We start from the raw sequence: 14,013 nt of genomic DNA, 5'->3' as shown, positions 1-14,013 counted from the left end.
AGCCCGCGCACTACAGGTTGCTTTCCTTCCAGCGCTCGGTTTCGAAGCTGTGGGCGCTGAAGAACGACAGCGCCGGAATCAGCAGCAGCAACACCAGCGCGATGACGAACCAGCTCTCGTTGGGCGTGTCGTGCGTGAGCAACACCTGGTAGCTGAGCACCGGCCCCAGCGAGGGGCCCGTGAGCTTCAGGTTCGGGTCGAACGACGTGGTCGTCCGCAGCACGTACTTCCCCTTGGGCAGCGACGACAGGAACACGCTGCCGTTCTGGCCGCCCTCGCTCCAGGAGCCGTCGCTGTCGCGCCCGTGGTAGTAGCTCACCTCTTCGTAGAAGCTCACCACGTCCTGCGTGTCCTGATCCACCAGGTCGCCCTGCACGCCCACCCACGAGTTGTCGAGCGACTGCGACATGTGGATCTCGGCCCGCACGTTGCCGTCCCGCAGAAGCTCGAAGGGCTCGCTGAAGTGCATGGCGTCCGGGGAGCCGGAGGTCGCGGTCCGGGGCAGCGTCACTCGCAGGTCCAGCACCCGCGCGTTGAGCGCGCGCGCGTGGAGCAGACCCGCCAGCGCGAACAGGCCCAGCAGCCACACCGCGGACCAGCGCAGCGTGCGCATCATCGACTCGCGGCGCAGGTTGGGCTGGCTGGGCGCGATGCCCCGGGGCCTGGGCAGCGGCTCCTTCAGCCTGAACGCTTCGCGCACCTTCTCCGGGGAGAGGTACTCGCCATGCGTGTACGTGACTTCGTTGTCGGTGGCGTCCTCGTTCACCGAGTACGGCGGCGCGACGTACTCCGTGGCGCGCGCCTTCTCGCCCTGGAAGACCTTCCAGTAGAACTCGCCCACCACCGCGTCGGTGACGGCGGTGACGGACTGGAAGGCCTTGTAGCGGCGGCGTTCGTAGAAGGCGGACACCTGCGGCACGACGCTCGCGTCACCGGCGGCCATGGGCGTCAGGAACACCCAGTGGCCGTTGGACTCCATCAGCCAGGTGAAGCCGCGCGCCGCGTTGTAGAGCAGGTACTCCATCCACGGGTAGCGCGTGCCCTCCACCTCGCACGAGCGCTCCTGGTAGCCGATGCAGATCCACTCCGTGCCGTCGAGCGTGCCCTTCTGTCCCAGGGCGATGGCCGCCGGCAGCTCCGGCTTCTGGAGCAGCTTGAGGAAGGCCAGCTTGCCCTGCGTCACGCTCATCAGCGCGCCGCAGTACGGGCACGCCAGGCGCATCGCCTGGTCCGGCGCGCGCAGCTCCAGCGGGCCGTTGCAGTTGGTGCAGCGCGCCTGCTGGAGCTGGGCCTTGCGCACGCGAGGGCGCAGCTCGCCCGCGGGGATGCCCAGCTGCTTGAGCTCCAGCCGCTGCCCCAGGAAGACCTCCGGGTCGCGGTCGCGCCTGCCGAAGTCCAGCGTGACGAACAGGCCGCGCGGGCCGGTGGCGTCCACGTAGTAGCTGTCCGCTTCCGGATCCACGTCGCTGGGGAGCTGGCCCTCCGCGGCGACGACGCGCCCGTGGCCGCGCTCCTCCACCACCAGCGGACGGTTGCGCAGGCGCAGGCGGTCACCGGGGTGGAGGTGCTCCAGCTCGATGCCCTCCTCCACGCCCGCGTCGGAGAGCAGGTGGAAGGCGCCCTCGGACTCGCTGAGCCAGCCGGTGCGGCCGTCGGCCATCTCCACGTACCACTCGTCCCAGGGGCCGGAGCCGTGGTCCTTCTGGAGGTGCCCGACGATTTGATACGAGGTGCCGTTGACGCGGCCCTCCAGCCCCAGGCGCAGCGGAGAGTCCGTCTCTACGATGCGGGCCACCCTGCCGTGGTCCTCCAACTCCGCGCCCACGCGGGCCACCATCGTCTGACAGTGGCCGCACACCACGACCTGCGCCGACCCGGCGGAGAACTCCACGCTCGCGCCACACGACGGACACGCCCCCTGCGTCACGCCTCCACCCCTCTCGACAGCTCGCGCACGCGGCACGACGTGGCGCCCAGATGCTTCGCCGCCAGCGCGGCGAAGTCCGGACGCGCGCGGGTGCGGCAGCAGTAGACGTTGAGCGCGGCGAAGCCATGCTCCGGGAAGGTGTGGACGGTCAGGTGGCTCTCCGCGAGGAGCGCCAGGCCGGTGACGCCGCCGGGCTCCGGGAAGACGTGCCACTGCGGCTGGCCCACGACCTTCAGGTCCATCAGGACGACCAGCTCCTCGAAGAGTGCCGCCAGCGCGGCCGCGTCCTTGAGCCGCTCCGGCGCGCAGCCGCTCGCGTCAACCAGCCATTCCTGTCCGGTTGTCACAGGGGAAACCTCCGGGAGTAGAGACCCTCTTTAACACGCTGGAGCCGGGTCGAAAGCCGCTAGGATGCCCGCCCCATGCGCACCCGATTCCTGACCGCTGGACTCCTCTGCCTCGCCCTGACCGCGTGCTCCAAGGACAAGGAGCAGCCGCCCGCGGCGAAGGCCCCCGCCGCACAACCGGCCCCCCGCACGGTGAGCCTGCAGACGGACGTGGCCTCCGCGAAGGGCTTCCAGAAGAAGGCCCTGGAAGGCCAGGACCTCTGGGCCACGATGGAGACGAGCGAAGGCACCATCGTCATCAAGCTCTTCTCCAAGGACGCGCCCAAGACGGTGGCGAACTTCGTGGGCCTGGCCACGGGCGAGCAGCCGTGGATCAACCCCAAGACGGGTGAGCGCGAGGAGGGCAAGCCGCTCTACGACGGCGTCATCTTCCACCGCGTCATCCCGGACTTCATGATCCAGGGCGGCGACCCCACGGGCACCGGCCGTGGCGACCCGGGCTACCGCTTCGGGGACGAGTTCAAGAGCAACCGGGACTTCGACAAGGAGGGCCTGCTGGCCATGGCCAACGCGGGTCCGGGCACCAACGGCAGCCAGTTCTTCATCACCACGTCCATGCCGCAGTTCCTCAAGGGCAAGCACACCATCTTCGGTGAGACGGTGAAGGGCTACAATGAGGTGGTGAAGAAGATCGCCGGCGTGGAGCGCAACCGACAGGACCGGCCGTTCACGGACGTGAGCATCAAGCACATCACCATCAGCGACACGCAGCCGTGAGCCTCCGTCCGCGCCACGTGCGCACGAAGCTGGGCGAGCTGGACTGCCACGTGGTGGACGCGCTCCCCGAGGGCGCGACGCCGGAGCTGGTGGTGGTGTTGAGCCACGGCTTCGGCGCGCCGGGCACGGACCTGGTGGCGCTGGCGCCCGAGCTGATGATGGCCGCGCCCCGCCTGGCGCAGGGCGTGCGGTTCGTCTTCCCGGAGGCGTTGCTGTCACTGGACGCCCTGGGCATGCCCGGGGGCCGCGCGTGGTTTGAAATCCCCATGGCCATCCTGATGGGCCAGGGACGGGACTGGCCGCAGTACTCCCAGACCGTGCCGCCGGGGATGCCCGCCGCGCGCCGCGCGCTGATGAGTGTGGTGGCGGCGCTCCAGGTGCCCCTGAACCGCGTGGTGCTGGGAGGCTTCAGCCAGGGCGCGATGATGTCCACGGACGTGGCGCTGCGGCTGGAGGAGTGCCCCGCCGGCCTGTGTCTGCTGTCCGGGGCCATGGTCGCTGGCAAGGAGTGGGAGCCCAAGGTCCGCGGCCGTCCATCCCTGCCGGTGTTCCAGGGACACGGCCGGCAGGATCCGGTGTTGCCCTTCCAGGAAGGCGAGCGCCTGCGCGACCTGCTGACGGGCGCGGGGCTGCCGGTGGAGTTCCTGCCATTCGACGGTGGGCACACCATCATCACGGAGGAGCTGGAGCAGCTGGCGGCGTTCCTCGTGAAGCAGCTGGACGGGCGCTGACCCACGGGACGGAGGGTTTCGCGTGTATCAGGCGAAGGAGCTGACGGTGTCCACGCGAGGCCGAGGCCTGGTGGACATCACCGGTGAGGTGCAGAAAGCGGTGAAGGGCACGGGCATCCGCGAGGGCCTGTGCACGGTGTTCCTGCACCACACCAGCGCGTCGCTGATCATCGGAGAGAACGCGGACCCCGTCGTCCAGCGCGACCTGGAGGCCTTCTTCTCCCGGCTGGTGAAGGACGGGGATCCGCTGTTCCAGCACGACGCGGAGGGCCCGGACGACATGCCCGCGCACGTGCGCACGGTGCTGACGCAGCTGTCCCTGAGCATCCCGGTGAAGGACGGCGAGGCGGACCTGGGCACGTGGCAGGGCGTCTACGTCTGGGAGCACCGCACGTCGCCGCACCGCCGCCGCGTCACGGTGTCCGTGCTGGGCGGCTAGGCCGTGCGCTTGGGGTCAGCGCCGGGGATGGATCTTCCTGACGGTCAGCGAGGGAGCGATTGAGGTTTCGACATCGCCCTTGAGCGTCACGACATACTCCATCCGTGGCTCCAGCTGCGGAGGGCGGTAGGTGAGCGCCAGGTCTCCGCTCCTGCTCTCCAAGAGCCAGTCCCCAAGCCTCCAATATCCAGTGGCGTCCAAGCGGGGCTCGGCTGGAACCGGCAGCGCCTCAATGAACTCTCGGGAGAGAGAGGACGGAATCTCCCCTGCCTTGATGGCTTGAAGATGCTTGAGAGAAGACTCGTAGGCAGCACGCGCGAAGGCCTGGTTCGGTCTGACGGGTCCTTGCTCCGAATCAAGCTGAGCGATCCGCATGTCTGGAGAATCGGGCGTGCTCATCGATGGCGCTTGCTGTCGCGCACAAGAAACGACCAGGGCGGCCAACAGGATCGACAGTCCGTAACGCATCCCTTCATTCTCTTAGAGGTCGCGGACGGTGGCGACGACGGGGGCGCCCTTGCGGCGCTTCTTCGGCGCCTCATGGGCCTGGCCTCGGATGCGCACCCAGGTGCCGGGGTCGTCCGGCATCGCGTGGGCCATGGACCAGCCGGTGGGCACTTCCGGCGTCGTCCATCCGTAGAGGGCTCGCGCGTCCTTGGGGGCCAGGTTGATGCAGCCGTGGCTCACGGGTTCGCCGAAGCGGTCGTGCCAGTAGGCGGTGTGCAGGGCGAAGTCGCCCTCGAAGAACATGGTCCACGGCACGGTGGCCACGCGGTAGCTGGCCTTGCCCATGCTGCCCGTCATGTCGGCCTCCGCGAACTTCACCCAGATGCGGAAGAGACCTTCTGGCGTGTCGGTGCCGGGTTTGCCGGAGGAGATGAGCGTGGCGTAGACGGGGCGGTCGCCCTCGTAGGCGATGAGCGTCTGGGCCTCCAGGTCCACGTCCAGCCAGCGCGCGCCGGGCTCCACGATGGACGGTGACGCCAGCGACCACGCGACGTGCAGGTCGTCGCGCGCCACCCAGTGGTCCTCGGCGATGCGGACCCACTGGCCGTCGGGGGACAGCTCTCGCACGGAGACGAGCGTGCGCGGCGGGAGGGTCGTCTCTCGTTCCGCTCGCGCATCCGGGGCCTTGCGCACCACCACGTCGGTGCGGGGCGCGGCGCGGGACTGGGCCCAGCCGAAGGGCATGGGCAGGGACGCGAGCGCCTCCGCGTCCAGGCCGCTGAAGTCGGAGGGACGGTGCTCGCGCAGCACGCGCGCTTCGAAGTACTGACCGTCGGAGGTGCGCCAGAAGGTGCGCCGGCCGACCTTCACCTGGCCCAGGAGCTTCACGGTGACGGAGCCCTTGAGCAGCACGCCCTGCTTCTTCCGGCGGGCGAGCGCGAGGCTCGGATAGGCACGCACGCGGTGGCCCACGACGCGCGCGTAGACGCCGGGGGTGAGCGAGCCCTCTTCCACTCGGGGCAGCGGGCGGACGCGGGGCTCGCGGAAGTTCTGTTCCAGGTAGCGCTCGCAGACCCAGCCACGCGGTTGCAATTGCACCCAGGTTTCGCAGTCCGGCCCGCGCATCGCGCCCTGCCACTTCACGCGCATGTCCTGGGCCACGGTGCCCAGTGAAGGCGAGTCCTGCCGGGGCTCGGAGCGCACCGCGATGGAGCGGCGCACACGCAGCGAGCCCGCGTCCGGCGCGTACGGGATGGCGTAGGGCTCCATGCCGGCATCGAATTCCGTGAGCGGTGTTTCGGCGACCGCGTCCTCATCACCGTCGACGCCCACGACGACAACAGCACTCCCACCGTCCGGAGCCTGCGCGATCGCGTCGTCGTCCGCGTCGATCAACGGCTCACCGTCCGGTCCCAGCTCCAGCACTGGGACCTCGGACTCGGTGATGACCTGGGGCTCCTCTTCGCCCGGCAGGGCTTCGGTGTTCGCGCCGACGGAGATGGATTGCGCCAGCGAGGGCTCCAGCGATAGCGCACTGCCCGCGTCCTCCGAATCCTCCATGACGTCCAGCAACGCAGGAGCAGCTGCATGCGTGACGCCACCGTCATCAGAGGACTCGGGCGCGGTGGCCTGCCATGCGGAGTGGAGCGCCTGCGCGGACTCCGCCGGCACGGCCTCCGCCTCGGGCGCGGGGGCCTGCGCCGTCACGGTGCCCGCGTCCACCGGTGCGGCGGGCACGGGGGGCTCCACCGGAGCGCACGCGAAGAACAACAGGGGGAGTCCGAGGGGGAACCAGCGGCGGCGCATACGGGCCGCAACGGTACGGGTCCCCGCTGACATCCTCAACGTCGGCTCAGGTGCGATCTCCTGCGCGCGGAAGCGCGTGGGTGGGCAGGGCTTGCGCCCTGAACGGCGATTGCCACGAACGGCGGAAACCGCCGCCGCGGATCAGCTCCGCCCCTCCGCGGGCGGAATCCCTTCGGGCGACTCCGGCGCCTCCAGGAGCTTGTAGAGCGTCTTGCGGTCCACGCCCAACAGGCGCGCCGCTTCGCTCTTGTTGCCGCCCACGTGCTGGAGCACGTGCGCCGCGTAGCGCCTCGACAGCTCCGCGAGGCTCGGCAGGTCTCCCGCGAGTCCCGTCAGCCGCTTGGGCGCGTCACCGATGGGCTCCGGGAAGTCCGGCGGCCCCAGCACGCCCGTCACGTTCAGCGCGAGCGCCCGCGCCATCACGTTCTCCAACTGCCGCACGTTGCCCGGCCAGTCGTACACCGTGAGCCGCGCCATCGCGTCCGCCGTCACCACCGGCCGCACCCCGCCCCTCGCGTGCAGCGACGCGAAGTGCTCCACCAACGCCGGGATGTCCTCGCGCCGCTCACGCAGCGGCGGCAGGTGCAGGTGCACCACGTCCAGCCGGTACAGCAGGTCCTCGCGGAACAGCCCATCCGCCACCCGCGCCTTCAAGTCCTTGTTCGTCGCCGCCAGCACCCGCACGTCCACCTTCACCGGGACGCTCTCGCCCACGCGGCGGATCTCCCCCTCCTGGAGCACGCGCAAGAGCTGCGACTGGACCTTCATCCCCACGTCGCCAATCTCGTCCAGGAACAGCGTGCCGCCGCTGGCCTCCTCGAACAGGCCGCGCCGCGCGCCCGACGCCCCCGTGAAGCTGCCCTTCGCGTGGCCGAACAGCTCGCTCTCCATCAGCGACTCGGTGATGGCGCCGCAGTCCACCGGGATGAACGGCCCGGACGCGCGCGCCGAGCGCTTGTGCAGCGCCCGCGCCACCATCTCCTTGCCCGTGCCCGTCTCACCCGTAATCAGCACCGGCACGTTGCTGGTCGCCGCGCGGGCCACCTGTTTGTAGACCTCCAGCAGCGCCGGGCTGCGGCCCACCAGCGACGTGCGCTCCACCTGCTTGCGCAGCGTGCGGTTCTCCTCCACCAACCGCTTCTGCTCCAGCGCGCGCTTCGCCACCCGCATGATGGCGTCCACGTCGAACGGCTTGGACAGGTAGTCGAAGGCGCCCAGTTGGATGCTGTCCAGCGCGCCCTCGATGTTGCCGAACGCCGTCACGACAATCACCGGCGTGTCCGGCAGGTTCGACTTCACCGTCTGGAGCACCTTCAGGCCGTCGCCCGGGTCGGGCATGGCCATGTCCGTGAGCACCAGGTCGAAGGACTGCTCGCCCATCCGCTCCGCCGCGCCCTTGGGGTCCGGCGCCTGCGTCACCGGCCCCAGCACGCCCAGCAGGCGCTGGAGCAGGTCCCGCGCATGCGGATCATCATCGACGACGAGGATTCGGGCTGTGCTCATGAGGCCTTGCGGATGGAGTGGGCGTCGGACTCCACCACAAGCGGCGCCGGAGTGCGCGTCACTCGTGCGAACCGCACGCGGATCCGCGTGCCCTTGCCCTCTTCTGAATGAACCGTGAGCGTGCCGCCGTGCGCCTCCACCACGCGCCGGGTGGTGGCCAGCCCCAGGCCGTGCCCCGGAATGCCCCGCACCTCCGCGGCCCGGAAGAACGGCTGGAACAGCGACGCCTGCGTCGCCGCGCTCATCCCCAGCCCGTTGTCCGTCACCTCCACCACCGCGTCCGCCCCTTCCGTCGCCACCCGCACCTTCACGCTCGGATCCGGCCGCCCCGCCGTGTACTTCACCGCGTTGGACAAGAGGTTGCGCGCCACCACCTGGAGCAGCTGCGCCGGACAATCCACCAGCACGCCCGGCTCCAGCTCGCGCTCCAGCGACACGCCCAGCGCCGTCGCCGTCTGGCTCACCTCCAACAAGAGCGTGCTCACCGCCGTGTCCAATTCCCCCATCGTCCCGTCGCCCCGAGTGCCCGCGCGGCAGAAGCGCAGCAGCGCTTCAATGAGTTCCCCCATGCGCACCGCGCTGGATTCGCACTGCGAAATCATCTCCAGCGCGCCCGGGTCCTTCACCGCGCCGGAGCGCCGGATGAGCGTCAGGTAGCCCTTGAGCGGGGACAGCGGGCCCATCAGGTCGTGCGCCACGCGCCGGGTGAACGCATCCAGCTCCTGGTTGTGCCGCCCCAGCTCCTCCAGCTGTCCCTGGATGGTGGCGTCCTGGCGCTTGAGCAGGGAGATGATGTGCCAGCCCACCAGCATGGACAGCAGGATGGCCAGCAGCGTGGTGGCCGCGCCCAGTGCCGTGTTGCGCACCCTGAGCGTGCCCAGCCGCCCCACCAGCACGCGCGCATCGGACGCGTTCTCCGTGGCCAGCTGGCCCGCCAGTTGGTCCACCTCCGCCGCCAGGGGACGGATGCTCTCCACCAGATGGCGCCGGGCGCGCTCCGCGTCGCGCTGCCGCGAGAACACCGCCGCCGCGCGCACCTGATCCGCCAGCCCCTGGCACGCGCCGTTGAAGCGCAGCCAGATCTCCTTCTCGCCGGGCGGCAGGTGGCGCATGTACGCCTCCGAGGACTGGCGGATGCTGCCCAGGATGTCCTCCATCACCGCGTCGGCTTCCTTGCGCTCGGCGTCTCCGCTGGAGCGCACATGCGCTTCGATGGCGGACTCCAGCGCCATCACGTCCACGCGGATGCGGCCGATGAGGCTCGCGCGCTCCAGGGCCTCCAACACCAGTGCGTCCACCTGACGCCCGGTGCGCACCTCCGTCAGGAGCATGAAGCCGGTGACGCCCGACAGGAGCATCACCACGAAGAAGAAACCCGCGCGGTATCCACGGATGGGGGTCCGCGAGTTCATCGCCACGGGAACGCTCCTTGGGTCGACAGAGGAAGAACCAGCGGGCGTCCCGTCACGGACGCCCACGCGAAACTCACGGCACCGGCCTGGCTGCCTCGGTGGAGGTGGCGCCCGGCAGGGGCGGCTGGGTGCGCCGCCGTGCGCGCTCCAGCGCGGACTCGTACCAGACGTCCGACAGCTCTTCGTGCAGCGCCGCCAGCTCGCGCTGCCGCGCCAACAGCTGCGCGTTGTGCTCCTCCAGCGAGTGGCGCTCCGTCTCCAGCCGCGCCAGCTCTTCCGTGGCGGTCGCTCGCGCCTGCTCCGCCTCCGCGCGCGCCTGCTCCGCCTCCGCGCGCTCCTGCGCCAGCTCCTCCAGCGCGGACTCCAACGCCGCCAGCTTCGCCGCCAGGACCTCGGTGCGCTCGCGCTCGGACTGGAACTCGCGCTGCCAGCGCTCCGTCTCCAACACCTGGGCCTGGAGGCGCTCGGGGGGAATGGTCGCGGCGCATCCCACTCCCAGCCACGCCACACTCCATGCCACCAGCAGGTGCCGCATACGCCATCTCTCCCGACACCTGGCCGCGCGACATGCACGACGAGGACGTCCGGGCTTCATGCTCCCCTTCATGTCCCGGCGCGTGATGCTCGGAACGGAAGGTTGCGGTGCAGCTTGCAGAAGAGCGCCGTTGCCGTCAAAGCAACGTGCGCCTGCCTGGGGAGCTTGCACCCATTGTTGCAATCGCAACTGAGGAGATTCTCCCCATGGCGGATCCGCTCCTACCTGGAGAACCCCGCGAAGTTGCTCAAAACCGGTGCTGGCACGGCGAGTGCTCAAGGGTCATGGCATCAACCGATGCAATTCAGCGTCGGCGTGTCGTCCCCGGAGCCATCCATGAAGACCGTCATCGTCGCCGCCCTCTTCGCCGCCACCACCGCGTTCGCCAACACCCCGGCTCCCGCCGCCGCCCCCGCCGCGCAGCCGGCTCCCGCCGTCGAGGCGAAGACCGAGGCCGCCGCCCCCGTCGAGGCGCAGGGTGAGGTGAAGACCGAGTCCAAGACCGAGACCAAGCACGAGGGCAAGGCCGGCAAGAAGGGCACGAAGACCAAGACCGAGAAGAAGACCACCACCGAGACGAAGACCGAGGGCTGATCCCTCGCTTCACTCGCGCCCTGTCCGCCTCCAAGGGACGGACAGGATGCGGTCCCGGCAGGGGCGCTCTCCTCACGAGGGCGCCCCTGTTGTCGTTTGTGCGTGAGAGCGGAATCGTTGCCACTCCAGCGGCCTTCAACCTGTTGCGTGTGAGCGGGCTCCACGTGACGGCGAGTGAATAAACAACCCCCCGCCCCCATCTAGAGCCGCGATGACGATGCCCGGCGCACTCCAGCGCGGGCCGACTGTCACGACTCCGAGCCCATCATCATGAAGACCTTCCTCGTCGCCGCCCTGTTCGCCGCCTCCGCCGCCATCGCCTCCCCGCCGCCCACCAAGGCGCCCACGGATACGCGGGGCCCGGTCAATCCCCCCGCGACCGGCACCCTCGAGACCCCCACCGGCGACGGCATCCAGGCCGACCCGCACGCCCCCGCGAAGACCGAGGGCAAGACCGAGGCGGCCACCGAGACCGCGCCCTCCGGCCGCACGGAGGCGATGATGCAGGGCACCGACGGCACCAAGAAGCCCGTGAAGGCCCCCGCCTCCAAGAAGTCCGCGAAGTAGTCCGCCGCCCTCCTCCAAGGGACGCACCACACGCCGTGCCCGAGCAGGGGCGCTCTCTTCACGAGGGCGCCCCTGTTCGCGTTTCCGGGCCCTGCAACGCTCCGACTCTCCACTTCTTGGGTTTCCAGTAAAACCACCATTTGACAGGAACAGAGGAATCCTGCATAACGGGACATGTGTGGATGACAGCTCATCCACGACAGGAAGGGGTGACCCCCTCCCCCCCTTCAAGCGAGACGGTCATGGTGGAAGCGTTCACGAAGGTGTCCGAAGCGTCGCGGTTGCTGCTGGACAAGGGCCTGTGCCCGGCCACCGGTTCGGATGCGCTGGGCATGGTGGCTCGCCCGATGAAGGTGGACCGCGCGTGCCTCTTCGAGAACCGGACCACGAACCTGGCGGGCCGGTTCCTCACGGACCTGCGCTACGCCTGGGCGGAGCCGGGTGTGGTGTCCCCGCTGGCGCACCCGGTGCTGCGCTCGCTGCCGATGCGCGACTACGCGATGGCGTGGGCGGACATGCTGGAGGCGCAGATGGTGGTCTCCTGCACCACCAAGGAAGCGCCCCCGATGATGCGCGAGCTGCTGGAGCGCCAGGGCGTGCAGTCCGTGCTGATGTGCCCCATCGTCCCGGCCAAGCAGTGGTGGGGCTTCGTGGCCTTCGAGGACTGCCGCCAGGCCCGCCTGTGGCGCCCGGAGGAGATTTCGCTGCTCAAGTCGCTGGCGCGGGCCATTGGCGCGTCGGTGCGGCACGCGAACATGCGCTCCTCGCTGTCGCAGGTGCGCACCAACCTCACCAGCGTGCTGCGCCCCGTCGCCGGGGATACCTGAGCCGACACCCGAGCCGACCTGGGAGGCCCATTTGGGGCTCCCACGGGAAGTGACATCACCCGGGTCATGGCCGCCCGCCCACCCGGCGAGCGGGAGGGGGCTGGAAGGGCAGCTGGGGAGCGGTAACGCGGCGCCCCGTTTCTGCTACCCTCACCGCCCTGTTCCCCGCCCATGTCCTCGTTCGAGCCCACCGCCATCAGTCGTTCCCGGCCTCCTGATCTCGTCAGCGGCTACCGCCTGGAGAAGCTCGTCGGCGCTGGCGGCATGGGAGAGGTCCACAAGGCCACCCAGCTGTCGCTCGGCCGCACGGTCGCGGTGAAGCTGCTGAATCCGGACCTGGCCAAGGATCCGTCGTTCATCGCGCGCTTCCAGAAGGAAGCCGCGGCGCTGGCGACGCTGAGCCACCCCCACGTCGTCGCCATCGTCGACAAGGGGAAGACGGACAACACGTACTACCTGGTGATGGAGTTCGTGGACGGGCCGTCCCTGCGCGAGCTCATGCGCAACCCGTCCATGGACACGCCGACGCTCCTGCGCCGGATGCTCGAAATCTGCCGGGCCATCGAGTACGCGCACGGCCGGGGCGTCATCCACCGCGACCTGAAGCCGGAGAACATCCTGCTGGATCAGCAGGCCGGCGGCATCGCGAAGGTGTCCGACTTCGGGCTGGCGTCCTTCCTGGACGACGCGTCCGCGGCGTCGCGCTTCGCGCTCACGTCCACGCACGTGTCCATGGGCACCATCTCGTACATGGCGCCCGAGCAGCGCGTGGACGCGAAGAGCGCGGACGCGCGCGCGGACATCTTCTCCCTGGGCGTCATCCTCTACGAGACCTTCACCGGCGAGGTGCCGCTGGGCACCTTTGATCCGCCGTCGCGCAAGCGCGCGGGGCTGGACTCGCGCGTGGACGCCATCGTGATGCGGTGCCTCAAGCCGGATCCGGACGAGCGCTATCCGTCCGTCGCCGCGCTCATCGCGGACCTGGAGCCGCTGGTTCCCGGAAGCCTGCTGTCCATGCCGCCGCTGAGGCTGACGCGCTGGCAGCGGGCGAAGGCCGCGATGCGCCGCGCCGCGCGCGTGACGGCGCAGACGGCCGCGGGAGTGATGGTGCTGGCCGCCGCGGGCGTGTTGGGCGTGGCGTACAACCGCAGCGGGCAGGTGCGCGTCCAGCCGCCGCTGGCCGGCAAGGCCATCATGGACCAGGCGCTGCGGGACGCGCCGCGCAACGGTCCAGGCCGGGTGGAGGACGTCACCCCGGACAAGCGCCGCGTGACCATGGGAGACGGTCCGGATCTGCCGCAGATGCTGGTGGCCGGCCGGACGCTGAACTTCGAGAACAAGACCCTCGTCTTCCCTCCCGTGGACGACAACGAGGCGTCGCGCGTGGGCCGCGCGCGCGTGGACGTGCTGGGGCTGGTGGGCGGTGTGGCCCGGCTGACCGCGCGCGTGCGCGCTGAAGCTCCGCCGACCACGTGGAAGCGCCGCCTGAAGGAAGTCTGGGACGGCCCGCCGCCGGAGCCGGTGGCCTCGCTGGGGCTGATGGGCCGGGACGGCCGCTACGTCACGCTCGTGCACCACGGCGCGGGCGCGCCGCTGACCCTGGAGTGGTCCCTGGGCGAGCGCGGTGGCGCCATGCTGGGCCTCGCGTCCCCGGAGGGCGAGGTGCGGCTGGAGCTGTTCGTCACCGAGGACGGCGTGATGCAGGCCTTCGTCGGCCAGGGGAAGGACCAGCGCCCCATCGCGGAGCCCCTGAACCTGGGCCCGGACTGGCAGGCCCACTTCGGCGAGCCCCCCGTGCCGGCCATCGGCTGCATCGAGGGCACGTGCACCGTCGAGGGACTCACCTACACGGTGGACAAGCCCGCGCCCGTGACGGAGACCCCGTCCACGCCGGTGGTCGTCGTCCCGCAGGCGCCGGTGCGCACGGTGGCCGCCAACACAGTGCCGGCGAAGGCGGTGGTGGCCAAGAAGCCCGCCCCGCCGCCCCCGCCCAAGCGCCAGCCGGTCAAGGCGGCCCCCGCCAAGCCCGCCCCGAAGCGTCGCTAAGGGACACAGCCGGGCTGGCTCCGGACAAGCACCTCAAGGGGAATATGGCCTCGCC

The 14,013-nt window shown here is 70.1% G+C and carries 14 protein-coding genes; 7 read left to right on the top strand and 7 right to left on the bottom strand.

Annotated features, from left to right (window positions below):
- Positions 1-10: 10 nt before the first annotated feature.
- Complete coding sequence (locus D7Y04_RS05315) at positions 11-1,927, bottom strand: DUF4178 domain-containing protein (RefSeq protein ID WP_121758516.1); 1,917 nt, start codon at positions 1,925-1,927, stop codon at positions 11-13.
- The gene (gene speD, locus D7Y04_RS05310) at positions 1,924-2,274 is read right to left on the bottom strand and encodes an adenosylmethionine decarboxylase (RefSeq protein ID WP_120577377.1); all 351 of its coding nucleotides are present in this window, start codon (positions 2,272-2,274) and stop codon (positions 1,924-1,926) included. Before speD ends, D7Y04_RS05315 begins: the two co-directional genes overlap by 4 nt.
- Positions 2,275-2,349: 75 nt before the next feature.
- Here speD and D7Y04_RS05305 point away from each other — a divergent pair, with 75 nt between their 5' ends.
- The 3 genes from D7Y04_RS05305 to D7Y04_RS05295 are packed head-to-tail and all read left to right on the top strand — an operon-like array spanning position 2,350 to position 4,221.
- The gene (locus tag D7Y04_RS05305; protein ID WP_121758515.1) at positions 2,350-3,051 is read left to right on the top strand and encodes a peptidylprolyl isomerase; all 702 of its coding nucleotides are present in this window, start codon (positions 2,350-2,352) and stop codon (positions 3,049-3,051) included.
- Positions 3,048-3,782 carry an alpha/beta hydrolase gene (locus D7Y04_RS05300; protein ID WP_120577375.1) on the top strand — a complete coding sequence of 245 codons (735 nt, stop codon included), beginning with the start codon at positions 3,048-3,050 and terminating at the stop codon, positions 3,780-3,782. The genes D7Y04_RS05305 and D7Y04_RS05300 overlap by 4 nt, the downstream gene beginning before the upstream one ends.
- 22 nt (positions 3,783-3,804) lie before the next feature.
- Positions 3,805-4,221 (top strand): secondary thiamine-phosphate synthase enzyme YjbQ, encoded by a 417-nt coding sequence (locus D7Y04_RS05295; RefSeq protein WP_120548280.1) that lies wholly within the window; start codon positions 3,805-3,807, stop codon positions 4,219-4,221.
- Positions 4,222-4,236: 15 nt separating this feature from the next.
- On the opposite strand, the gene D7Y04_RS05290 is transcribed toward D7Y04_RS05295, so the two are convergent.
- From D7Y04_RS05290 to D7Y04_RS05270, 5 genes are all read right to left on the bottom strand, one after another.
- Complete coding sequence (locus D7Y04_RS05290) at positions 4,237-4,620, bottom strand: hypothetical protein (protein WP_147477037.1); 384 nt, start codon at positions 4,618-4,620, stop codon at positions 4,237-4,239.
- An 81-nt stretch (positions 4,621-4,701) separates the two neighbouring features.
- Complete coding sequence (locus tag D7Y04_RS05285; protein ID WP_233601277.1) at positions 4,702-6,405, bottom strand: L,D-transpeptidase family protein; 1,704 nt, start codon at positions 6,403-6,405, stop codon at positions 4,702-4,704.
- Between the two features lie 210 nt (positions 6,406-6,615).
- Positions 6,616-7,977, bottom strand: coding sequence for a sigma-54 dependent transcriptional regulator (locus D7Y04_RS05280; RefSeq protein ID WP_120595980.1), 1,362 nt, complete (start codon positions 7,975-7,977; stop codon positions 6,616-6,618).
- The gene (locus tag D7Y04_RS05275) at positions 7,974-9,389 is read right to left on the bottom strand and encodes an ATP-binding protein (RefSeq protein WP_121758513.1); all 1,416 of its coding nucleotides are present in this window, start codon (positions 9,387-9,389) and stop codon (positions 7,974-7,976) included. The genes D7Y04_RS05280 and D7Y04_RS05275 overlap by 4 nt, the downstream gene beginning before the upstream one ends.
- Positions 9,390-9,462: 73 nt before the next feature.
- Positions 9,463-9,924, bottom strand: coding sequence for a hypothetical protein (locus D7Y04_RS05270; protein WP_120577369.1), 462 nt, complete (start codon positions 9,922-9,924; stop codon positions 9,463-9,465).
- A 336-nt stretch (positions 9,925-10,260) separates the two neighbouring features.
- On the opposite strand from D7Y04_RS05270, the gene D7Y04_RS05265 reads away from it, so the two are divergent.
- The 4 genes from D7Y04_RS05265 (at position 10,261) to D7Y04_RS05250 (ending at position 13,958) form a co-directional block, all read left to right on the top strand.
- Complete coding sequence (locus tag D7Y04_RS05265) at positions 10,261-10,518, top strand: hypothetical protein (RefSeq protein ID WP_126934640.1); 258 nt, start codon at positions 10,261-10,263, stop codon at positions 10,516-10,518.
- Positions 10,519-10,788: 270 nt separating this feature from the next.
- Positions 10,789-11,085, top strand: a complete 297-nt coding sequence (locus D7Y04_RS05260; RefSeq protein ID WP_121758512.1) for a hypothetical protein — start codon at positions 10,789-10,791, stop codon at positions 11,083-11,085.
- Positions 11,086-11,327: 242 nt separating this feature from the next.
- Positions 11,328-11,912: a GAF domain-containing protein gene (locus D7Y04_RS05255; RefSeq protein WP_120581614.1), complete on the top strand. Its 585-nt coding sequence runs from the start codon at positions 11,328-11,330 to the stop codon at positions 11,910-11,912.
- A 171-nt stretch (positions 11,913-12,083) separates the two neighbouring features.
- Positions 12,084-13,958: a serine/threonine-protein kinase gene (locus tag D7Y04_RS05250; RefSeq protein ID WP_121758511.1), complete on the top strand. Its 1,875-nt coding sequence runs from the start codon at positions 12,084-12,086 to the stop codon at positions 13,956-13,958.
- Positions 13,959-14,013: the final 55 nt, after the last annotated feature.

Origin of the sequence: Corallococcus sp. AB038B (genome assembly GCF_003668955.1) — a bacterium.
GTDB classification, from domain to species: Bacteria; Myxococcota; Myxococcia; order Myxococcales; family Myxococcaceae; genus Corallococcus; species Corallococcus exiguus.
This window is presented reverse-complemented; position numbering and strand designations above follow the sequence as displayed.